This is a genomic window from Ramlibacter cellulosilyticus, assembly GCF_014297465.1.
GTDB classification, from domain to species: Bacteria; Pseudomonadota; Gammaproteobacteria; order Burkholderiales; family Burkholderiaceae_C; genus Ramlibacter; species Ramlibacter cellulosilyticus.
The window spans coordinates 102,117-122,522 of the sequence record NZ_JACORT010000011.1; the positions used below are offsets into that span (position 1 = coordinate 102,117).

At 69.0% G+C, this 20,406-nt stretch carries 18 protein-coding genes; 9 read left to right on the forward strand and 9 right to left on the reverse strand.

What is annotated here, in order from left to right; translation table 11 throughout:
• The 7 genes from H8N03_RS21725 (at position 1) to H8N03_RS21755 (ending at position 6,601) form a co-directional block, all read left to right on the forward strand.
• Positions 1-1,197, forward strand: a complete 1,197-nt coding sequence (locus H8N03_RS21725; protein WP_187078322.1) for a patatin-like phospholipase family protein — start codon at positions 1-3, stop codon at positions 1,195-1,197.
• Between the two features lie 136 nt (positions 1,198-1,333).
• Complete coding sequence (locus tag H8N03_RS21730; RefSeq protein ID WP_187078323.1) at positions 1,334-2,326, forward strand: magnesium and cobalt transport protein CorA; 993 nt, start codon at positions 1,334-1,336, stop codon at positions 2,324-2,326.
• A 31-nt stretch (positions 2,327-2,357) separates the two neighbouring features.
• Positions 2,358-2,705 carry a hypothetical protein gene (locus H8N03_RS21735; RefSeq protein WP_187078324.1) on the forward strand — a complete coding sequence of 116 codons (348 nt, stop codon included), beginning with the start codon at positions 2,358-2,360 and terminating at the stop codon, positions 2,703-2,705.
• A 61-nt stretch (positions 2,706-2,766) separates the two neighbouring features.
• On the forward strand, positions 2,767-4,167 hold the full coding sequence (locus H8N03_RS21740; RefSeq protein WP_255428333.1) for a hypothetical protein: 1,401 nt from the start codon (positions 2,767-2,769) through the stop codon (positions 4,165-4,167).
• Between the two features lie 11 nt (positions 4,168-4,178).
• Positions 4,179-5,093, forward strand: coding sequence for a metal ABC transporter substrate-binding protein (locus tag H8N03_RS21745; protein ID WP_187078325.1), 915 nt, complete (start codon positions 4,179-4,181; stop codon positions 5,091-5,093).
• On the forward strand, positions 5,090-5,848 hold the full coding sequence (locus H8N03_RS21750; RefSeq protein WP_187078326.1) for a metal ABC transporter permease: 759 nt from the start codon (positions 5,090-5,092) through the stop codon (positions 5,846-5,848). The genes H8N03_RS21745 and H8N03_RS21750 overlap by 4 nt, the downstream gene beginning before the upstream one ends.
• Positions 5,849-5,929: 81 nt before the next feature.
• Positions 5,930-6,601 (forward strand): PA4824 family protein, encoded by a 672-nt coding sequence (locus tag H8N03_RS21755; protein WP_187078327.1) that lies wholly within the window; start codon positions 5,930-5,932, stop codon positions 6,599-6,601.
• On the opposite strand, the gene H8N03_RS21760 is transcribed toward H8N03_RS21755, so the two are convergent.
• The 9 genes from H8N03_RS21760 to H8N03_RS21800 form a co-directional block, all read right to left on the reverse strand.
• Positions 6,602-7,300, reverse strand: coding sequence for a 5'-methylthioadenosine/adenosylhomocysteine nucleosidase (locus tag H8N03_RS21760; RefSeq protein ID WP_187078328.1), 699 nt, complete (start codon positions 7,298-7,300; stop codon positions 6,602-6,604).
• Positions 7,301-7,613: 313 nt separating this feature from the next.
• Positions 7,614-9,212 carry an ABC transporter substrate-binding protein gene (locus H8N03_RS21765; protein ID WP_187078329.1) on the reverse strand — a complete coding sequence of 533 codons (1,599 nt, stop codon included), beginning with the start codon at positions 9,210-9,212 and terminating at the stop codon, positions 7,614-7,616.
• 18 nt (positions 9,213-9,230) lie between these two features.
• The gene (locus H8N03_RS21770; protein ID WP_187078330.1) at positions 9,231-10,262 is read right to left on the reverse strand and encodes a dipeptide ABC transporter ATP-binding protein; all 1,032 of its coding nucleotides are present in this window, start codon (positions 10,260-10,262) and stop codon (positions 9,231-9,233) included.
• Positions 10,263-10,320: 58 nt separating this feature from the next.
• A complete protein-coding gene (locus H8N03_RS21775) occupies positions 10,321-11,340 on the reverse strand; it encodes an ABC transporter ATP-binding protein (RefSeq protein ID WP_187078331.1) in 1,020 nt (339 codons plus the stop codon).
• A gap of 149 nt (positions 11,341-11,489) precedes the next feature.
• Positions 11,490-12,392 carry an ABC transporter permease subunit gene (locus tag H8N03_RS21780; protein ID WP_187078332.1) on the reverse strand — a complete coding sequence of 301 codons (903 nt, stop codon included), beginning with the start codon at positions 12,390-12,392 and terminating at the stop codon, positions 11,490-11,492.
• Between the two features lie 2 nt (positions 12,393-12,394).
• Positions 12,395-13,408 carry an ABC transporter permease subunit gene (locus H8N03_RS21785; RefSeq protein ID WP_187078333.1) on the reverse strand — a complete coding sequence of 338 codons (1,014 nt, stop codon included), beginning with the start codon at positions 13,406-13,408 and terminating at the stop codon, positions 12,395-12,397.
• Between the two features lie 168 nt (positions 13,409-13,576).
• Positions 13,577-15,253, reverse strand: coding sequence for a long-chain-fatty-acid--CoA ligase (locus tag H8N03_RS21790; RefSeq protein WP_187078334.1), 1,677 nt, complete (start codon positions 15,251-15,253; stop codon positions 13,577-13,579).
• A gap of 22 nt (positions 15,254-15,275) precedes the next feature.
• Entirely contained in the window at positions 15,276-16,691 is a 1,416-nt protein-coding gene (pntB, locus tag H8N03_RS21795) for a Re/Si-specific NAD(P)(+) transhydrogenase subunit beta (RefSeq protein ID WP_187078335.1), read from the reverse strand.
• Between the two features lie 15 nt (positions 16,692-16,706).
• The gene (locus H8N03_RS21800; protein WP_187078336.1) at positions 16,707-18,368 is read right to left on the reverse strand and encodes a Re/Si-specific NAD(P)(+) transhydrogenase subunit alpha; all 1,662 of its coding nucleotides are present in this window, start codon (positions 18,366-18,368) and stop codon (positions 16,707-16,709) included.
• Between the two features lie 97 nt (positions 18,369-18,465).
• On the opposite strand from H8N03_RS21800, the gene H8N03_RS21805 reads away from it, so the two are divergent.
• Together H8N03_RS21805 and H8N03_RS21810 are read left to right on the forward strand one after the other, a co-directional pair.
• On the forward strand, positions 18,466-19,578 hold the full coding sequence (locus H8N03_RS21805; protein WP_187078337.1) for a metallophosphoesterase: 1,113 nt from the start codon (positions 18,466-18,468) through the stop codon (positions 19,576-19,578).
• A 65-nt stretch (positions 19,579-19,643) separates the two neighbouring features.
• Positions 19,644-20,366, forward strand: a complete 723-nt coding sequence (locus H8N03_RS21810) for a hypothetical protein (RefSeq protein ID WP_187078338.1) — start codon at positions 19,644-19,646, stop codon at positions 20,364-20,366.
• Positions 20,367-20,406: the final 40 nt, after the last annotated feature.

Consider the following 20,406-nt stretch of genomic DNA (forward strand, 5'->3'; position numbering starts at 1 on the left):
ATGAGCCTCGGCACCGTCATTCACGAGGGGTTGACGCGACCCGCCCGGGCCCGTGCCCTGGTGCTGATGGGAGGCGGCGCCCGGACCGCCTATCAAGTGGGCGTGCTGGGGGCGATGGCCGCCATGCTGAGGCTGCACCGCGCCCCTCCCGAGCGCTTTCCTTTCCACATCGTCGTGGGCACTTCCGCGGGTGCGCTCAATGCCGCCTACCTCGCCGGCGCGGCGAGCCGCGGGCTGGGCGCGTTCGACGAGTTGCGCAGCTTCTGGGCCGGCCTGCATTGCGGGGCTGTGTACCGCCTCGACGCGCCGTGGTGGGTGCGGTTCAGCCGCATCCTGGCCGCGGCCCGCCTCTGGCGCCATGCGCGCACGCGCGGCGCCATCCTCGACACCATGCCGCTCGTCGACACGCTGCATCGCCGGATCTCGCTCGCGGGCATCGAGGCGTCGCTGCAGTCCGGCGCACTGGACGCCGTGGCGGTCACCGCCTCCAGCTACACCAGCGGCACGCACTGGACGTTCTGCCATACCCGTGCCGACGCCCGCCACGAAGGCTGGAACCGCCCAGGCCGCCGCGCCGAGTTCCAGCCGCTCACCATCGAGCACCTGATGGCGTCCAGCGCCATTCCCTTCCTCTTCCCGGCGACGCCGCTCTGGGTCGATGGCCGCCGCGAGTACTTCGGCGACGGCTCCATGCGCCAGATCTCCCCGCTGTCGCCCGCGATCCATCTCGGTGCGCGCGAGGTGCTGGTGATCGGCGTCGGCCAGCCGGAACGCGCCGGCCTCGCGGGCGCGCCGGCCGGCGTGCCGGGGCTGGGCGCGATCGCCGGCCACGCCATGGCGAGCGTCTTCCACGACACCCTGCAAGCCGACGTGGAGCAGACGCAGCGCCTGGCCCGCACGCTGGACGAACTCCCGCGCGAAGTCGCGGGCGTGCTGCCCTACCACGCGATCGAGGTGCTGGCCCTGCAGCCGAGCGAATCGCTGGACACCCTGGCGCGCGTGCACCTGAAGCTGCTGCCCGCGGGCGTGCAGCGCGCGCTGGGCGGCCTGGGCGCGCTGCGCGAAGGCAGCGGCAGCCTCGCGAGCTACCTGCTGTTCGAGCCCGCTTTCGTGCAGGCGCTCGTGGCGCTGGGCGAGCGCGACGCCTACGCGCACAAGGACCGGTTGCTCGCCTTCTGCGGTGCCGGCGCGGCATAATCGCCGCTTCCCTTTCTCGCCGGAGAGCCCTCCTTGGAAACCTACCCTAGTCGGTAGCTTTCAACGCCCGTGACGCGGCGCGTTGGAAGCAGCCCATCGCCACCGCAGAACACACTACAACGCACGGGACGGAGCCATGCTCAATATCTTCACGCTCGCCAACGGCCGGCTCTTCCAGGAAGAGATCGAGTCGCTGGAGGAGCTCTCCCGCTTCCAGCCGATCTGGGTGGACCTGGAGTCGCCCACGCTCGAGGAGAAGCGCTGGGTCAAGCAGTACTACGGCCTGTCCATCCCGGAAGACGCGATGGACGAGGACATCGAGGAGTCCGCCCGCTTCTACGAGGAAGACAACGGCGACCTGCACATCCGCAGCGACTTCCTGATCGCCGGCGGCGGTGACGAGCCCCGGGCCGTCCGCGTGGCGTTCATCCTGAACCTGATGAACAGCAGCCTGAAGAGCCACGGCGTGCTGTTCTCCATCCACGACGAGGACGTCCCCGTCTTCCGCCTGCTGCGCCTGCGCGCGCGCCGGGCGCCCGGCCTCATCGAGGACGCGAAGGAAGTGCTCCTGAAGCTCTTCGACGCCGACGCGGAGTACTCCGCCGACACGCTGGAAGGCATCTACGACGAGCTGGAGAAAGTCAGCAAGCAGGTGCTCGCGGGCGACGTCACCGACACGCTGGCCGGCGAGGCGCTGGAGGCGATCGCGCGGCAGGAAGACCTGAACGGGCGCATCCGCCGCAACGTGATGGACACGCGGCGCGCGGTGAGCTTCATGATGCGCAGCCGCATGCTCACGGCGGAACAGTTCGAGGAGGCGCGGCAGATCCTGCGCGACATCGAGTCGCTGGACAACCACACGGCCTTCCTGTTCGACAAGATCAACTTCCTGATGGACGCCACCGTCGGCTTCATCAACATCAACCAGAACCGGACGATCAAGATCTTCTCGGTGGCGAGCGTGGCGCTGCTGCCCCCGACGCTGGTGGCCAGCCTCTACGGCATGAACCTGCAGTTCCCCGAGCTGCAGGCCATGGGCCGCGCTGCCTACCCCTACGTCCTGGTGCTGATGGCGGCGAGCGCCCTCGTCCCCATGTGGTATTTCAACAAGAGGGGCTGGCTCAAATAGGCCTGCGGGCGGTCGTATGATGCGCACCGCCATGGCCTTCGCCGCCTTCCGCTCCGCCGTCCGCAGCCGCCGCTTCGCGTGGCTGCTGGCGCTGGCGCTGTGGTTGCCGGTCGCGCAGTTCGCCGCGGCTTCGCACGCACTGCTGCACCTGCATTCGACGGTCACGGAGCAGCGCGATCCCGCGTCGACAACGCCCGGTTCGTGCGACCTGTGCGTGGTCGCCGCCGCCCTGGGCAGCGGCGCACCGGCGCCTTCCGCCCCCGCGCTGGCCACGGCCGCTGCGCCGCAGGCGGCGCCTGCTGCCGCTCCGGGCACGGCCGTCCGCGCGACGCCGCCGCGCTTCTACGCCAGCCGCGCACCCCCGCCCCTGCACGCCTGATCCGCCTTGCCGCGCGCCCGCCGCGCGGCTTCCGCGTCTTCTTTCGTGCAAGGAGTCCACGATGGACCATGGTTTCCGCCGCGCAGCCTGGATGCTGTGCCTGGCCGCGGGCAGCGCCGCCGCGCAGCCCGCTTCCCCCTCTTCCCCTTCCGACACCCAGGCGCTGCGGCGCGAACTCGACGCCATGCGCGCCGAGTACGAGCAGCGCATCCGCGCGCTGGAGCAAAGGCTGCAAGCCGCCGAGGCCAAGGCGGCGACGCAGCCCCCGGCATCGGTTCCGACGCCGGCACCTGCGTCCGCCGTTGCGGCCGCGCCCGCTGCCGCGCCGTCCACGGCCGGCCGCAGCCTGCTCGACATCTCGATGATCCTCTCGGGCCAGTACACCAGCACGCAGCTCGATCCCTCGACCTACCGCATCCGCGGCTTCCCGCTGCCGACCGATGCGGAAGCCGGTCCCGGCACGCGCGGCTTCAGCCTGTCGGAAACCGAACTCACGCTGGGCGCCAACATCGACCCGTATTTCCGCGGCCAGGCCACTTTCGCGGTCACCCCGGAGAATGAAATCGAGGTCGAGGAGGCCTATGTGCAGACCACCGCGCTGGGCCGGGGCCTCACGGTGAAGGCCGGCCGCTTCTTCTCCAGCATCGGCTACCTGAACTCGCAGCACCGGCACACCTGGGACTTCGCGGACGCGCCGCTCGCCTACCAGGCGATGCTGGGCGGCCAGTTCGGCGACGATGGCCTGCAACTGGCGTGGGTCGCACCGACGGACCGCTTCCTCGAACTGCGCGCGGAGGTCGGCCGCGGCCGCTCCTTCCCCGGCAGCGACACCTCGCGCAACGGCCTCGGCGCCGCCGCGCTGTCCGCGCACGTCGGCGACGACATCGGCGACAGCCACAGCTGGCGCGCCGGCCTCTCCTACCTGCAGGCGAAGGCGACGGACCAGGAACTCGCCGAGACCGACACCGCCGGGAACGCGATCACCAACACGTTCACCGGCCGCACCAAGGTGTGGATCGCCGACGCGGTCTATCGCTGGGCGCCCAACGGCAATCCCAAGGTGCGGAACTTCAAGCTCCAGGGCGAATACCTGCAGGCGCGGCGCGACGGCGACCTGGTCGTCGACAGCGAAGGCGCCGCCTCCCCCGGCACCTATGCGGCGAAGCAGTCGGGCTGGTACCTGCAAGGCGTCTACCAGTTCATGCCGCGCTGGCGCGCCGGCCTGCGCACCGAGCGCCTGAGCCCCGGGACGCCCGACTTCGGCGTGAACGCCGGCCTGGTCGACCTGGGCAGCGGCACGCCGCGCCGCAACACCCTCATGCTGGAGCACAACCCGAGCGAGTTCTCGCGCGTGCGGCTGCAGGTGGCGCAGGACCGCGCGCGCGGCAACGGCGGCAGCGACCTGCAATGGTGGCTGCAGTACCAGATGAGCCTGGGCGCGCACGGCGCCCACGGCTTCTGAGGAGCATGGCCATGACATCGATCCACAAGTCCCTCCTCGCCGGCGCCGCCCTGCTGCTCGCGCTGGCGCCCGCCCACGCCGCGCTGCGCGTCTTCGCCTGCGAGCCGGAGTGGGCCGCCCTCACCCAGGAGCTCGGCGGCCCGCTGGTGGAAGTCACGTCCGCCACGAACGCGATGCAGGACGCGCACCAGATCCAGGCCCGTCCGAGCCTGATCGCGCGCGTGCGCAACGCCGACCTCGTGGTGTGCACGGGTGCCGAGCTGGAAGCCGGCTGGTTGCCCGTGTTGCTGCAGCAGTCGGGCAACGACAAGGTGCAGCCCGGCCAGCCCGCGCATTTCGCCGCGGCGGAATTCGTGCGCAAGCTGGACGTCCCGGCCAGCGTCGACCGCTCGCAGGGCGACGTGCATGCGCAAGGCAACCCGCACATCCAGACCGACCCGCGCAACATCGCCGCCGTCGCCACGGCGCTCACGCAGCGGCTGCAGCAGGTGGATGCGGCACACGCCGGCGACTACGCGCAGCGCGGCACGGCCTTCCAGCAGAAATGGCAGCAGGCCGTCGCGCGCTGGAATGCGCAGGCCGCGCCGCTGCGCGGCCTGCCGGTCGTCTCGTACCACAAGGGCTACGTGTATCTCTACGACTGGCTCGGCATCCGCGAGGTCGCCGTGCTGGAGCCCAAGCCGGGCATCGAGCCGAGCGCCGCGCACCTGCAGTCGGTGCTGGCGACCCTGAAAGGCACGCCGGCGCGCTTCGTCGTGTACTCCGCCTACCAGGACCCGCGCGCCACCGAGTGGCTGTCGCGCAATGCCGGCATTCCCGCGGTGAAGCTGCCCTTCACGGTCGGCGGCAGCGACCAGGCCAAGGACCTGTTCGGCCTCTTCGACGACACCGTCGCGCGGCTGCTGGCCGGGGCGGCCGCCAAGTGACGCTGGGCCCGCTCGACTTCGGCATCCTCTGGCCGGCGCTCGTCGCGGGCCTGCTGGTGCTGGTCACCCACGTGCCGCTGGGCGCCCAGGTGCTGGACCGCGGCATCGTGTTCATCGACCTCGCCATCGCGCAGATCGCCGCGCTGGGCGTGATCGCGGCCGATGCCATCGGACTGCCGGAGCACGGCCTGGCCGTGCAGGCAGCCGCCGTCGGCGCGGCGCTGCTCGGCGCGGCCCTGCTCACGTGGACGGAGCGCCGCGTCGCGCGCTACCAGGAGGCCTTGATCGGTGTCCTGTTCGTGCTGGCGGCCTGCGCGGGCATCCTGCTGCTCGCGCACAACCCGCGCGGCGGCGAGCACCTGAAGGACCTGCTCGCGGGCCAGATCCTGTGGGTCGGGCCGCGGCAGCTGCTGGTGCTGGGCGCCGTGACAGCGGTGCTGGCCCTGGCACTGGCGCTGGGCTGGACGCGGCGGCTGGGTGCCTTCGGCTTCTATGGCGCGTTCGCCGTCGCGGTGACCGCCTCGGTGCAGCTGGTGGGGGTCTACCTGGTGTTCACGAGCCTGATCGTGCCGGCGCTCGCCACCCTGCGCTGGGAAGGCCGCAAGCGGCTGGCCCTGGCCTACGGGGTCGGCGCGCTGGGTTACGCGGTGGGACTCGCGCTGTCGGCGCTGTGGGACCTGCCTTCCGGGCCGACCATCGTCTGCGTCCTCGCGATCCTCGCGCTCGTGCTGTCCCTGAAGCCGCAGCGCGCCTGAGCGTCGCTTGCCGGCCGGCTGTTCCGCCGGCCGCCACTCTCCTGCATGATGCGCGTGACGCTTTCTGCTCGGGGGGGACGGATGCGCGCAACGAGAACGAACCTGGGGGTGGCCCTGGCCGCCGCCCTGCTGGCCGCGACGTCCGCGCATGCGGAACGCCACGGCATCGAGTCCGCGGAGATGCTCGCCCGCGGCGACTGCGAGGCCGAACTGACGCTCGACCGCCTGCAAGGCGGTGCGCGCGCCGCGGAAGTGGAGCTGACCTGCCGGGTCGGCCCGGTGCAACTGGGCGGGCAGGCGGAATACGGGCGGGAAGACGGCAGCTCCGCGACCGGCTGGACCGCGGAAGTGAAGTGGTCGCGCCCGGTCGGGGACTGGCGCCTCGGCGTTCTCGTGCTGGCCGATTGGGAGGCGCACCAGCGGCCGCGGCGCGAGTCCGCGTCCCTGGTGGGACTCGCGAGCTACCCGCTGCGGGAAGACCTCCAGCTGCACTTCAACCTGGGGCGCCAGTTCGCCCGCTCCGGCGAGGAAGACAGCGCCCGCAGCGGCGTCGCCGTGGAGTGGGCGTTCCTGCCGCGGTGGACGCTGCTGGCCGAGCGCTACGTGCGCGACACGACGCACTTCGCCCGCGGCACCGTGCGCTGGGCCGCGGGTCGCACGTGGTCGCTCGAACTGGGGCGCGTCCTGCGCCTGGCCGGGCCCGAGCCGTCGCGGTGGGTCTTCGCCGTGTCGCTCGACCTCGACGACGACTGATCAGGCCGTCTCGAGGAACGCCTGCACGATCGCCGCGGAATGGCGGCTCGCGACCTGGTCGATGAAGCTGAGGAAGTCGCCGTGGGCCTCGTCGTCCGCGCGGTCGGACACCGTGCGCACGGCGGCGAAGGGCACGCCGTAGTCGCGGCACACCTGCGCGAAGGCGGCGCCTTCCATTTCCACCGCGAGCGCTTGCGGCAGCGCCTGCTGCAAGGCCACGCTCTCGGAGAGGCTGGAGACGAAGCGGTCGCCGCTCACGACCAGGCCGCGGTGCACGTGCGTGCCGTGCAGGGCTTTCTTCACCGCGGCGGCAAGACGCTCCGTGAGCTCGGGGTCCGTTGCGAAGCGGTCCGTGCCGTACAGGGGGACTTCGTAACGCGGAAAGATCGGCGAAGCGTCGAGGTCGTGCTGCAGGAACGCGTCCGCGATCACCACGTCCCCGCGGTTCACGCCGGCCGCAAGCCCGCCGGCCACGCCGGTGAACACGATGCGGTCGACGGCGAAGCGTTCGATCAAGGCCGTGGCGGTGGTTGCCGCCGCGACCTTGCCGATGCGCGAGAGCACCGCGACGACTTCCTGGCCATGCAGGTGGCCGACCCAGAAGTCGCGCCCGCCCGCCACCTGCTTCTGCTCGTCGGGGAGCAGGGCGAGGACTGCGGAGAGCTCCTCGTGCATGGCGGAGACGATGGCGGTGCGCATGGGCGCATTCTCCCGTCATTCCCGCGGAGGCGGGAATCCAGGAGGTCGAAAAAGGTTCTTCACTGACTTCCGGGAAGATCAAGGAGTTCAGAACGCAGTGGTCGCAGAGATGCGCAGAGGTCGCAGAGAAAACCTCCCAGGGGCTTGGCTGTTCTCTGCGACCTCTGCGTCACCTTTGCGACCTCTGCGTTCTTCTGCTTGAGCCGCCCCGGAGACCGTGAGGGCAAAAAAAAGCGGCCCTGCGGGGCCGCTCCCTGGATCCCCGCCTGCGCGGGGATGACGTGGCTGGGCGCGGCGTCGCCGCGCCACGACGTCACTTGATGTCCACGCCGTAGAAGTTGTGCCGGCCGAACGGCGACAGCTTGAAGTCGATCACTTCCTTGCGCACCGGCTTCAGCTGCACCGCGTGGGCGATGGTCAGCCACGGCTCCTGCTGCTTGAAGACCACCTGGGCCTGCTTGTACAGCGCATCGCGCTCGGCGGGCTTGGTGACCGTCTTGGCCTTCTGCACCAGGTCCTCGAAGGCGGGGTTGCAGAACTTGGCCACGTTGGAGCCGTTGGTCTTGGCCGAGTCGCAGCCCAGCAGGGTGTGCAGGAAGTTGTCCGGGTCGCCGTTGTCGCCCGTCCAGCCCAGCATGCCCATCTGGTGCTCGCCCGCCTGCATGCGCTTGCGGTACTCGCCCCACTCGAAGGTCTTGATCTCCGCCTTGATGCCCACCTTGGCCAGGTCGGCCTGCATCAGTTCGGCGATGCGCTTGGCGTTCGGGTTGTACGGGCGCTGCACCGGCATGGCCCACAGGTCCGTGGGGAAGCCGTCCTTGTAGCCGGCCTCGGCCAGCAGCTTCTTGGCGCCTTCCGGATCGAAGGGCGTGTCCTTGATGTCGTTGTTGTACGCGGACATGGTCGGCGGGATCGGGTTCTTCGCCTGCACGCCGGTGCCCAGGTACACGCCGTCGAGGATCGCCTTGCGGTTGATCGCCATGCTCACGGCCTTGCGCACGCGCACGTCGTCGAAGGGCTTCTTCGTCACGTTGTACGCGAGGTAGCCGACGTTGAGGCCGGGCTGCTCCAGCACCTGCACGTTCGGGTCCTTGCGGATCGCTTCCAGGTCCGCCGGGTTCGGGTACGGCATGACGTGGCACTCGCCCTTCTGCAGCTTGGCCCAGCGCACGGAGGCGTCCGGCGTGATCGCGTACACGAGGTCGTCGATCTTGGCCTTGCCGCCCCAGTACTGCGGGAAGGCCTTGTAGCGGATCACCGCGTCCTTCTGGTACTGCACCAGGTAGAACGGGCCGGTGCCGATCGGCTCCTGGTCGATCTTCTCGGGCGTGCCCGCCTTGAGCATCGCGTCGGCGTATTCCTTGGACTGCACCGCGGCGTAAGGCATCGCGAGGTTCGCGAGGAAGGGCGCCTCGGGCTTGTCCAGCACGATCTTGACGGTGTAGTCATCGACCTTGGTCACCGACTTCAGCAGCTTGGGCAGGCCCATGTCGTTGAAGTACGAGTGGTTGGAGCTCGTCACCTTGAAGAAGGCGTTGTCCTCCTTCCACTGGCGCTCGAATGCGAAGATCACGTCGTCGGCGTTGAAGTCGCGCGTGGGCTTGAACGCGCGGTGGCTGTGCCACTTCACGCCCTTGCGCAGGTGGAAGGTGTACTCCTTGCCGTCGGCGGAGATGTCCCACTTCTCGGCGAGGCCCGGCACGACCTTGGTGCCGCCACGCTCGAATTCGACGATGCGGTTGTAGATCGGCTCGTTGCCGTCGAAGGACGTGCCGGTCGTGTTGACGCCGGGGTAGAAGTTCTCGGGGCTGCCTTCGGAGCAGAACACCAGCGTCTTGGCGCCGGCGCCGGCCGCGGCGGCCAGCGCCAGGGCGGCGACCGCGACATGTTTGCTGAACGGAATTCGCATCATGGGGACTCCTTCGTCGATTCAGTTACCGGACTTGCCGGAGAGGAAAGCATTATGTTCAAGTGCCTCTTCGGGGAAACCCTTGGCCAGGAAGTCGTCCGCGAAGTGACAGGCGACGAGGCGCTCGTCGACGGGGCGCGGGATGGGGCGCTCGCGGTGGCACACCTCCTGTGCGTACGGGCAGCGGCTGGAGAACACGCAGCCCGCCGGCGGATGCAGCGGCGAGGGCAGTTCCCCCTGCAGCACGATGCGCTTGCGCGTGCGTGCACCGATGCCGGGCGTGGAAGCCATCAAGGCGTGCGTGTACGGGTGCAGCGGCCGTGCGTAGATCTTCGGCTTGGGCCCCTGTTCCATCACGTGCCCGAGGTACATCACCAGCACGTCATGCGCGATGTGGCGCACCACGGCGAGGTCGTGCGAGATGAAGAGGTACGCGAGCCGGTACTGCTGCTGCAGGTCCGCGAGCAGGTTGAGCACCTGCGCCTGGATCGACACGTCGAGCGCCGACACGGGCTCGTCCGCCACCACCAGCCTCGGCCCGGGCATCAGCGCGCGCGCGATCGCGATGCGCTGGCGCTGGCCGCCGGAGAACATGTGCGGGTAGCGGTTGGCGTACTCGGGACGCAGGCCCACCTGCTGCAGCATCGCGCGGGCGCGCTCGGCGCGTTCGGCGGGCTTCAGCTGCGTGTTGATCGCGAGCGGCGCTTCCAGGACCGCGGAGATCTTCTTGCGCGGATTCAGGGATCCGTACGGGTTCTGGAACACGAGCTGCACCGCCTGGCGCAGGCGCCGGCGTTCGGCGGCGGGCGTGTGCACCGCGTCGGTGCCGTCCAGCGTCAGCGCGCCTTCGGTGGGCTTCTCGATCAGCGACACCATGCGGGCGAGCGTGGACTTGCCGCAGCCGGATTCGCCCACCACCGCGAGCGTCTTGCCCTCCTCCAGCGTGAACGACACGCCGCCCACGGCCTGCAGCTGCGCGGGCTCGCGGAAGAGGCCGCGGCGGATCGGATACACCTTGCGCAGGTTCTGCGCTTCGACGACGACCTTGGTCATCAGGAAACCTCCGTGCTGCGCACTGCGGTGCGAGCGCCTTCGGGCGGCCGTGCGGCGCTCATGCCGCCACCTCCGGGCGCACGGGCTGGTCTTTCTCGATGCGCTGCACGCGCGACGGATCGCCCAGCGGATAGTGGCAGCGCACCTGGCCGCCCTGCCAGTCGCGCAATTCGGGTCGCACGTCCTGCGAATGCGCAGTGGCATAGGCGCAGCGCGGCGCGAAGAGGCAGCCCTTCGGCCGGTCGAACACGCCCGGCACGACGCCGGGGATCGTGGCCAGGCGATGCCCCGCCTCGCCCTGCTCCGGCAGCGCCGCGAGCAGCGCTTCCGTGTACGGATGCTGCGGCTGCGCGAACAGGTTCTCCACGCGCTGCTGCTCCATCACCTGGCCCGCGTACATCACGGCCACGCGCTGCGCCATCTCGCTCACCACGCCCATGTTGTGCGTGATCAGCACCAGCGCCATGCCGCGCTCCTTCTGGAGGTTGCGCAGCAGGTCCAGGATCTGCGCCTGGATGGTCACGTCGAGCGCGGTGGTCGGCTCGTCGGCGATCAGCAGGCGCGGGTTGCAGGAGATCGCCATCGCGATCATCACGCGCTGGTTCATGCCGCCCGAGAGCTGGTGCGGGTAGTCGTTCATGCGCTGCGCGGCGGCGGGGATGCCCACCTGCTCCAGCAGCTCGATGGCGTGCCGGTGCGCGCTGCGCTTGTCCAGCGGCGAGTGCTGGCGCAGCGCCTCCGTGAGCTGCCAGCCGATGGTGAAGCAAGGATTCAGGCTGGTGGTCGGCTCCTGGAAGATCATCGCCATGTCCTTGCCCACGAGCCGGCGGCGTTCCTTGTCGGAGATGCCGAGCAGGTCGTTGCCCAGGAAGCGCAGCTTCTTCGCGCGCACGCGCCCCGGATACGCGATGAGCCCCATCAAGGCCATCATGGTCACGCTCTTGCCGGACCCGGACTCGCCCACGATGCCCAGCACCTCCCCCTGCTCCAGCGTCAGGCTCACGCCATCGACGGCATGCATGACGCTGCCCTGCGTCGGAAAGTCGACGTGGAGGTCTTCGATTTCTAGGAGTGGCATGGCATCAGTACCGGGAAAGCGGACATCCGAACGCAAAGGACGCAAAGGATTCGCAAAGGTCGCAAAAGGGAACCAAGAAATTCTTCATTGAATTCTTTTGCGTTCTTTGCGTAACCTTTGCGCCCTTTGCGTTCGGATGTTCTTTGTCTTCATCTCTTCAACTTCGGATCCAGCGCATCGCGCAGGCCGTCGCCGAGCAGGTTGAACGCCAGGACCGCGGCGAGGATCATCAGGCCGGGGAAGGTGACGACCCACCAGGCGCGCAGGACGAATTCGCGGGCGTCGGCGAGCATGGTTCCCCATTCCGGAGAGGGCGGTTGCGCGCCCAGGCCGAGGAAGCCGAGTGCGGCTGCGTCGAGGATGGCGGTGGACACGCCCAGCGAGGCCTGCACGATCAGCGGCGCGGCGCAGTTGGGCAGCACCTCGCTGAACATCAGGCGCAGCGTGCCGGCGCCGCTCACGCGCGCGGCCGTCACGTAGTCGCGCGAGACCTCGGCGATCACCGAGGCGCGCGTGATGCGCACGTAGTGCGGCAGCACCACGACCGCCACCGCCAGCATCGCGTTGACGAGCCCCGGCCCCAGGATCGCGACGATCACGATGGCGAGCAGCAGGCTGGGCAGCGTGAGCACGATGTCCATCAGCCGCATGATGAAGATCTCGGTCACGCCGCGGGCGAAGCCGGCGATGAGCCCCAACGCAATGCCCGCGGCTACCGAGATCAGCACCACGGCGATGCCGATCGACAGCGACAGGCGCGAGCCCCAGATCAGGCGCGAGAGGATGTCGCGCCCGATCGCGTCGGTGCCCAGCGGGTACTGCCAGGTCCCGCCCTGCTGCCACGCGGGCGGCTTCAGGAAGGCGGCGCTGTTGGTCGCGTCCGGCGCGTGCGGCGCGATCCACGGCGCGAACAGCGCCAGCAGCAGCAGGAACACGACGACGGCGAGGCCGGCGACGGCGCCCTTGTTGGCGGAGAACGAGATCCAGAACTCGCGCCACGGCCCGGGGGGCGCGGCGCTGACGGGAGCGGACGGGGGCAGGACGGCGGCCATGCTCAGTGCCCTCCCTGGCGGATGCGGGGATTGATCAGGCCGTAGGCGAGATCGACCAGCAGGTTGACGGTCATGACCACCACGCCCAGCAGCAGCATGCCGCCTTGCAGCACGGGGTAGTCGCGGCGGTTGATCGCCTCGATCAGCCACTTGCCCACGCCCGGCCAGGAGAAGATGGTCTCGGTGAGGATCGCGCCGGTGAACAGCACGCCCACCTGCAGGCCGATCACGGTCACTACCGGGATCAGCGCATTGCGCAGCGCATGCACGCCGATCACGCGCAGCGGCGGCAGGCCCTTGGCGCGCGCGGTGCGGATGTAGTCCTCGCCCAGCACTTCCAGCATGGCCGAGCGCGTCATGCGCGCGACCACGGCAAGCGGGTTGGTGCCCAGCACGATGGTCGGCAGGATCAGGTGCTGCAGCGCGGACCAGAAGGCGCCCTTGTCGTCGGAAAGCAGCGAGTCGACCAGCAGGAAGCCGGTCTTCGGCTCGATGAAGTACTGCACGGAGAGCCGCCCCGACACGGGCGTGAGCCCCAGTTGCACCGAGAACAGCAGGATCAGCAGCAGGCCCCACCAGAAGATCGGCATGGAGTAGCCGGTGAGCGACGTCGCCATCACGCCGTGGTCGAACACGGAATTGCGCTTGACCGCGGCGAGGATGCCGGCCGGGATGCCGAGCAGCAGCGCGAACAGGATCGCGCACACGGCCAGCTCGATCGTCGCCGGGAACAGCGCCGCGAACTCGTGCAGCACCGGCGCCTGCGTGATGATGGACTTGCCCAGGTCGCCCTGGAGCACGCGGCCGATGTAGATGGCGTACTGCGTGAGCACCGGCTTGTCGAAGCCGTACTCCTGCACCAGCTTGGCGTGCCGCGCGGCGTCGATCCCGCGCTCGCCCGCCATCGTCTCGATGGGATCGCCGGGGACCAGCCGGATCAGGAAGAACGCCAGCAGCGTCATCCCGAAGAAGGTCGGGATGACCAGCGAGAGGCGGGTCAGGATGAAGCGGAACATGGGACGGGATCAGTGACAGGGAACGGGAACGGACAGCCGGACGCAAAAGTCGCAGAAGCTACGCAAAAGTCGCAAAAGAAGTCAAGAAAACTTCAATGGTTTTCCTTTTCGCGACTTTTGCGGAACCTTTGCGACTTTTGCGTCCGGCCGTCCGCCTTCGGTTTTTCCTCAGCGCTTGTCCCGCAGCTCCCGCCGCAGGATCTTGCCCACCGGCGTCTTCGGCAGGTCCGTGCGGAACTCGATCACGCGGGGCTGCTTGTAGCCGGTGAGGTTGGAGCGGCAGTACTCCTTGACCTTGTCCTCGGTCAGGGCCTGGTCGCGCTTGACGATCACCAGCTTCACGGCCTCGCCGGTCTTCTCGTCGGGCACGCCGACCACCGCGCACTCGGCCACGCCGGGCAGCTGCATGACGACGTCCTCGACCTCGTTCGGGTACACGTTGAAGCCGGAGACCAGCACCATGTCCTTCTTGCGGTCGACGATCTTGAAGTAGCCGCGCTCGTCCATGATGCCGATGTCGCCGCTCTTGAAGAAGCCGTCGGCGGTCATGACCTTCGCGGTCTCGTCGGGCCGCTGCCAGTAGCCCGCCATCACCTGCGGCCCCTTGATCGCGATCTCGCCCGGCTGGCCCTGCGGCACCTCCACGCCGTTGTCGTCCACGCACTTCATGGACGTCGAGGGCAGCGGGATGCCGATGGTGCCGGTGAACTCGGTGCTGGTCACCGGGTTGCAGCTCGCCGAGGGCGAGGTCTCCGACAGGCCGTAGCCTTCGCAGATCGGGCAGCCGGTCTTCTCCAGCCACAGCTTGGCCACGGCGCCCTGCACCGCCATGCCGCCGCCGACCGAGACCTTCAGGTTGGACCAGTCCACCTTGTTGAAGTCGGGATGGTTCGCCAGGCCGTTGAACAGCGTGTTCACGGCCGGGAAGCTGTGGAACTTGTGCTTGGACAGCTCCTTCAGCACCGCGGGCAGGTCGCGCGGGTTCGGGATCAGGATCAGCTTCCCGCCCGTGCGCATGTTCAGCATCATCCCCACCGTGAAGGCGAAGATGTGGTACAGCGGCAGCGCGCAGATCGACGTGGGCTGGTCGCTCGAAGGCACCTTGTCCATCACCGGCTTGTTCCAGGCTTCGGACTGCAGCACGTTGGCGATGACGTTGCGGTGCAGGAGCACGGCGCCCTTGGACACGCCGGTGGTGCCGCCGGTGTACTGCAGCACCGCGACGTCGTCCGGCTTGATCTCGGGCTTGCGCAGCGTGCCGCGCTGGCCGCGGTCGATCGCCTCGTTGAACTTCACCGCGCCGGGCAGGTTGTACGCCGGCACCATCTTCTTGACCTTGCGCACGACGTAGTTCACCAGCGTGCCCTTGAGGCCGCCGAGCATGTCGCCCATGGCCGCCAGCACCACGTGCTTCACCGGCGTCGCCGCGATGCACTGCTGCAGCGTGTTGGCGAAGTTCTCGATGATGACGATCGCCTTCGAGCCCGAGTCCTTGAGCTGGTGCTCCAGCTCCCGCGGCGTGTACAGCGGGTTGACGTTCACCACCACGAAGCCGGCGCGCAGGATGGCGGCCACGGCCACCGGGTACTGCGGCACGTTGGGCATCATGATCGCCACGCGGTCGCCCTTCACCAGGCCGAGGCCCTGGAGGTAGGCGGCGAAGGCGCGGCTGAGCGAATCGGTCTCGCCGAAGCTCAGCTCCTTGCCCATGAAGACGTAGGCCGGGCGGGCCGCGTACTTCGTGAAGCTCTCTTCCATCAGCTGGACCAGCGAGTGGTACTGCGACGCGTCGATGTCGGCAGGCACGCCTTGCGGATAGGCGGCGAGCCAGGGGCGATTGCTCATGCTTCTTGTCTCCTCTTTCTTGTCACTTCAGGGCGGCCAGGACCTCGTCCAGCATCTTCTTGGCGTCTCCGAACAGCATGCGGTTGTTGTCCTTGTAGAAGAGCGGATTGTCCACGCCCGCGTAGCCGGACGCCATGCTGCGTTTCATGACGATCGAGTGCCTCGCCTTCCAGACCTCCAGCACCGGCATGCCGGCGATCGGGCTGGTGGGATCGTCCTGGGCGGCCGGGTTCACGATGTCGTTGGCGCCGATCACCATGGCGACGTCGGTCTCCGGGAAGTCCTCGTTGATCTCGTCCATCTCCAGCACGATGTCGTAGGGCACCTTCGCCTCGGCCAGCAGCACGTTCATGTGGCCGGGCATGCGCCCCGCCACGGGGTGGATGCCGAAGCGCACGTTCACGCCCATCTCGCGCAGCAGCTTCGTGATCTCGAAGACCGTGTGCTGCGCCTGGGCCACGGCCATGCCGTAGCCCGGGACGATGATGACGTTCTTGGCCTCGCGCAGCATCTCGGCCGTCTCCACGGCGCTGACCGGCGACACCTCGCCGGCGGGCTGGGCCGCATCGCCCTTGGCCGCCGGCGCCGCGCCGCCGCCGCTGCCGAAGCCACCGGCGATCACGCTGATGAAGTTGCGGTTCATCGCGCGGCACATGATGTACGACAGGATGGCACCCGAGGAGCCGACCAGCGCGCCGACCACGATCAGCAGGTCGTTGCTCAGCATGAAGCCGGTGGCGGCGGCCGCCCATCCCGAGTAGCTATTGAGCATGGAGACCACCACCGGCATGTCGGCGCCGCCGATGGCCATGACCATGTGCACCCCGAACAGCAGGGCGATGACGGTCATCACGATCAGCGGGATCATGCCCGCCTCGATGGTCTCGGCCCGCAGGAACCCGCGGCCGAACCAGATCACGACCAGCAGGCCGGCCAGGTTGAGCCAGTGGCGGCCGGGCAGCAGCACCGGCTTGCCGCCGATCTTGGCCGACAGCTTGCCGAAGGCGATGAGCGAGCCGGAGAAGGTGATCGCGCCGATCAGGATGCCGACGTAGATCTCCACCTCGTGGATGGTCTTCTCGGCCGGCGTCGGGAACACGGTGGACGTGTCGACGTAGCTGGCGAAGCCGACCAGGCAGGCCGCGAGGCCGACCAGGCTGTGCATCAGCGCTACCAGCTCCGGCATCTGCGTCATCTGCACCTTCTTCGCGGCGAAGAGGCCGATGGCGCCGCCGACGACCAGGGCCCCCACGATCCAGGCGTAGCCGGTGGGCGTGACGCGCGGGCCGAGCACCGTGGCCAGCACGGCCAGGGCCATGCCGATCATGCCGAACACGTTGCCGCGGCGCGCGGTCTCGGGGTTCGACAGGCCGCCCAGGCTCAGGATGAAGAGGATGGTCGATCCGATGTAGGAAACGACGGCGAGGCTTGCGTTCATGTCCGTGCCTCCTTCTTATTTGCGGAACATCGCCAGCATGCGACGCGTGACCGCGAAGCCGCCGAACATGTTGACGGCCGTGAGCGTGAGCGCGAGCACGGCCATGCCGAGGATCAGGGCGTTGGGCCGGTCGACCCCTGCGTCGGTGAGCGGCGGCGCCACCTGGATCAGCGCGCCGATGGCGATGATCGAGGAGATGGCGTTGGTCACGCTCATGAGCGGCGTGTGCAGCGAGGGCGTCACGTTCCACACCACCATGTAGCCCACGAAGCAGGCGAGCACGAAGACGGTGAAGTGCGACAGGAAGCTGATCGGCGCGTACAGCCCCACCAGCAGGAAGAGCACGGCGCCGACGCCGAACATGATGGCCAGCGACTTCAGCGACATCGGCTCGCCGGCGCCGTGGCCGTGCCCCTTGGGCGCGGCGACCACCGCGGCGGCCGCCTTGGGCTTCGCGGCCGCCGCCGGGATCTTCGGCGGCGGTGGCGGCCAGGTGATGTTGCCTTCCTTGATCACCGTCAGGCCGCGGATCGCATCGTCCTCCATGTTGACGTCGATGCGGCCGTCCTTCGCCTTGCACAGCTCCTCGGCCAGGCGCAGCAGGTTGTTCGAATAGAGCGTGGACGACTGCTTGGCCAGCCGGCTCACCAGGTCCGTGTAGCCGATGATGGTGACGCCATGCTTCACCACCGCCTGCCCGGGTTCGGTCAGTTCGCAGTTGCCGCCCTGCTCGGCGGCCATGTCCACGATCACGCTGCCCGGCTTCATGCTGCGCACCATCTCGGCGGTGATCAGCTTCGGTGCGGGCTTGCCCGGGATCAGGGCGGTCGTGATGATGATGTCGGCGTCCTTCGCTTCGCGCGCGTACATCTCGCGCTGCGCCTGCTGGAAGCCTTCGCTCATGACCTTGGCGTAGCCGCCGCCGCCCGAGCCCTCCTCCTCGTAGTCGACCTTGACGAATTCGCCGCCGAGCGAGACCACCTGGTCCGCCACTTCGGCCCGCGTGTCGTTGGCGCGCACGATCGCGCCCAGGTTGGCGGCGGTGCCGATGGCCGCCAGGCCGGCAACACCCGCGCCCGCGATGAAGACGCGCGCCGGCGGGATCTTGCCCGCGGCGGTCACCTGGCCGTTGAAGAAGCGGCCGAAGGCGTTGGCGGCCTCGATCACGGCACGGTAGCCGCTGATGCCCGCCATGGAGGTCAGCGCATCCATCTTCTGCGCGCGCGAGAGCTGGCGTGGCAGCGAGTCGATCGCGAGCACGGTCGCCCGGCGGGCGGCCAGCTGCTGCATCAGCTCGGGGTGCTGCGCGGGCCAGACGAAGCCGACCAGCGTGGCGCCTTCGCGCAGCAGCTGCACTTCGTACGGGGTCGGCGGGCGCACCTTGAAGACGATGTCCGCACGCGACCAGAGCTGCGCCGCATCCGGCACCACCTCGGCCCCCGCGGCGCGATAGGTGTCGTCGGCGAAGTTGGCTGCATCACCCGCGCCGCTTTCGACGGAGACGGCAAAACCGAGCTTGACGAGCTTGGCGACGACTTCCGGCACGGTGGCGACGCGCTTCTCGCCCGCCGCGGTTTCCTTCGGGACGCCGATGCGCAGGGGCGCCGGCGCCGGTGCCGCTGCCAGGGCAGCAGCGGGTTCGCTCGCCGGCGACGCGGCAGGAGCTACGGTTTGCATGGACTCTTCTCCTCGATTGGGGGCGAGCTCTTGATCTTCTGGAGCTGAACGCAAGCTTACATGAAGGCTTGTCGAGCTCCGCAGCCACTCTTCTGTCATGTCGCTGACCACCGTCCTCGCCCTCTCGGCGGTTCTCCACCTTTATATCGGTGCCCGCATCGTTCCCACCCTTCCCTTGTCAGGGGGGATGGCCTTCGCGCTGCTGCTGGCCGCGTCGGCCGTGCTGGTGCCCGCCGGGCTGCTGGCGCGTCGCGTGATGCGCCCACCGGCGGCCGATCGGCTCACGTGGGTCGGCATGCTGTGCATGGGGCTGTTCTCCTCGCTGCTGGTGCTCACCGTGCTGCGCGACCTGCTCCTGCTGGTGCTGCAGCTCGCGGGCGGGCCGGACTGGCGCGTCGCCAGCGGCAGCGCGGTGCCGCTGCTCGCGCTGGCCTTCACGGGCATCGGCTTCCTCAACGCCCGGCTGCCGGCGCGCGTGAAGCGCGTGACGGTGCCGCTGCCCGGCCTCGCCGCCGGCCTGGCCGGCTTCCGCATCGTGCAGATCAGCGACATCCACGTCGGGCCGACGATCAAGGCGGAGTACCTGCAGAAGATCGTCGACCGCGTGAACGCGCTGGAGCCGGACGTCGTCGCCATCACCGGCGACCTGGTCGATGGCTCGGTGCAGGAGCTGCGCGCGCACGTCGCGCCGCTCGCGGGGCTGCGCGCCCGCCACGGCGTCTTCTTCGTGACCGGCAACCACGAGTACTACTCCGGCGTGCACGGCTGGGTGCAGGAGCTGCAGCGCCTGGGCATCCGCGTGCTGCACAACGAGCACGTGGTGCTGCGCCACGGCGGCGCGCCGCTGGTGCTCGCCGGCGTTCCCGATTACGGCGGCCACCACTTCGACCCCGCGCATCGCAGCGACCCTGCCGCGGCCCTCGCCGGCGCGCCGGAAGGTGCGCCGCGCGTGCTGCTCGCGCACCAGCCCCGCACCGCGCCCGCCGCGGCGCAGGCGGGCTTCGACCTGCAGCTCTCGGGGCATACGCACGGCGGCCAGTTCCTGCCCTGGACCTTCTTCGTGCCCTTGCAGCAGCCGTATACGGCCGGGCTGCACCAGCTCGGCCGTTTGCGCGTCTACGTCAGCCGTGGGACCGGCTATTGGGGTCCGCCCAAGCGTCTCGGTGCACCATCTGAAATTGCCGAGCTACTTCTGGCGGCGTCAGTGTGAGTCCTACAGGCCGGCGGCGTGTTGTCCGACGCGGCTGAGCTTGATGCCTACCGAACACTGTCCGGATGGCACGTGCTGCTTTCCTCCCCTTTCCCCTCGCCGGGGCCAGCGCCACCAACGTGGTCTACCTCGGCGCCGCCCTGTGCCGCCGCAAGTTCGAGCTTTACTACCCTGACGGATTCGAGGACGAGACCTACCTGGTCGCCGAGCGCTCGCACAAGGAGCGCGCGCACCTGGAATGGGAGACCGAACTGGCGCCGGCCTCCTTCCGCAAGCTGCTCGCACGCGGCGAGTTCCGCGCGATCTCCGATGCGGCGGTGCGCATCGAGGCGCGGGCAAACCTTTTGTTCTCTTTCGAGCGCATGGCTCTGCGGGACGCGGTGAAGACGCCCGCGGGCGCCCGGCTGTTCGCGACCGAGCTCTACGCTTTCCTGTACGGGCACGGCTCGCCGCAGCGGCGGTTCAACGACTGGATCGAGGCGCTCGCCGACCTGCCGCAACGCAAGAGCCGCGTCCTCACCTGGCCGGTCGCCACCGTCTTCGGCTTCATCGCGCGCCCCGACAAGCACCTGTTCTTCAAGCCGCGTGCGACGCGCAAGGCCGCGCAGCTGTACGGCTACGCGATGACCCACGGCACGGTGCCGACCTGGCCCCAGTACCAGGACCTGCTGACCTTCGCTGCGGTGCTGCGCCGCGACCTGGACCGCAAGCCGGGCTTCAAGGCGCGCGACATGATCGACCTGCAGTCGTTCATGTGGGTGCAGGGCGCTCCGGAATACGAAGCCTGATCACGGCGACGCGGGTCTTGTAGGGTGGCGCGGCGAATGC

Coding starts and splice junctions, on each gene's coding strand:
- H8N03_RS21805 (WP_187078337.1), top strand. CDS start 18,466: ATGTCGCTGACCACCGTCCTCGCCCTCTCGGCGGTTCTCCACCTTTAT.
- H8N03_RS21770 (WP_187078330.1), bottom strand. CDS start 10,262: ATGACCAAGGTCGTCGTCGAAGCGCAGAACCTGCGCAAGGTGTATCCG.
- H8N03_RS21780 (WP_187078332.1), bottom strand. CDS start 12,392: ATGGCCGCCGTCCTGCCCCCGTCCGCTCCCGTCAGCGCCGCGCCCCCC.
- H8N03_RS21775 (WP_187078331.1), bottom strand. CDS start 11,340: ATGCCACTCCTAGAAATCGAAGACCTCCACGTCGACTTTCCGACGCAG.
- H8N03_RS21800 (WP_187078336.1), bottom strand. CDS start 18,368: ATGCAAACCGTAGCTCCTGCCGCGTCGCCGGCGAGCGAACCCGCTGCT.
- H8N03_RS21760 (WP_187078328.1), bottom strand. CDS start 7,300: ATGCGCACCGCCATCGTCTCCGCCATGCACGAGGAGCTCTCCGCAGTC.
- H8N03_RS21785 (WP_187078333.1), bottom strand. CDS start 13,408: ATGTTCCGCTTCATCCTGACCCGCCTCTCGCTGGTCATCCCGACCTTC.
- H8N03_RS21755 (WP_187078327.1), top strand. CDS start 5,930: ATGCGCGCAACGAGAACGAACCTGGGGGTGGCCCTGGCCGCCGCCCTG.
- pntB (WP_187078335.1), bottom strand. CDS start 16,691: ATGAACGCAAGCCTCGCCGTCGTTTCCTACATCGGATCGACCATCCTC.
- H8N03_RS21740 (WP_255428333.1), top strand. CDS start 2,767: ATGGACCATGGTTTCCGCCGCGCAGCCTGGATGCTGTGCCTGGCCGCG.
- H8N03_RS21745 (WP_187078325.1), top strand. CDS start 4,179: ATGACATCGATCCACAAGTCCCTCCTCGCCGGCGCCGCCCTGCTGCTC.
- H8N03_RS21725 (WP_187078322.1), top strand. CDS start 1: ATGAGCCTCGGCACCGTCATTCACGAGGGGTTGACGCGACCCGCCCGG.
- H8N03_RS21730 (WP_187078323.1), top strand. CDS start 1,334: ATGCTCAATATCTTCACGCTCGCCAACGGCCGGCTCTTCCAGGAAGAG.
- H8N03_RS21810 (WP_187078338.1), top strand. CDS start 19,644: ATGGCACGTGCTGCTTTCCTCCCCTTTCCCCTCGCCGGGGCCAGCGCC.
- H8N03_RS21735 (WP_187078324.1), top strand. CDS start 2,358: ATGGCCTTCGCCGCCTTCCGCTCCGCCGTCCGCAGCCGCCGCTTCGCG.
- H8N03_RS21790 (WP_187078334.1), bottom strand. CDS start 15,253: ATGAGCAATCGCCCCTGGCTCGCCGCCTATCCGCAAGGCGTGCCTGCC.
- H8N03_RS21765 (WP_187078329.1), bottom strand. CDS start 9,212: ATGATGCGAATTCCGTTCAGCAAACATGTCGCGGTCGCCGCCCTGGCG.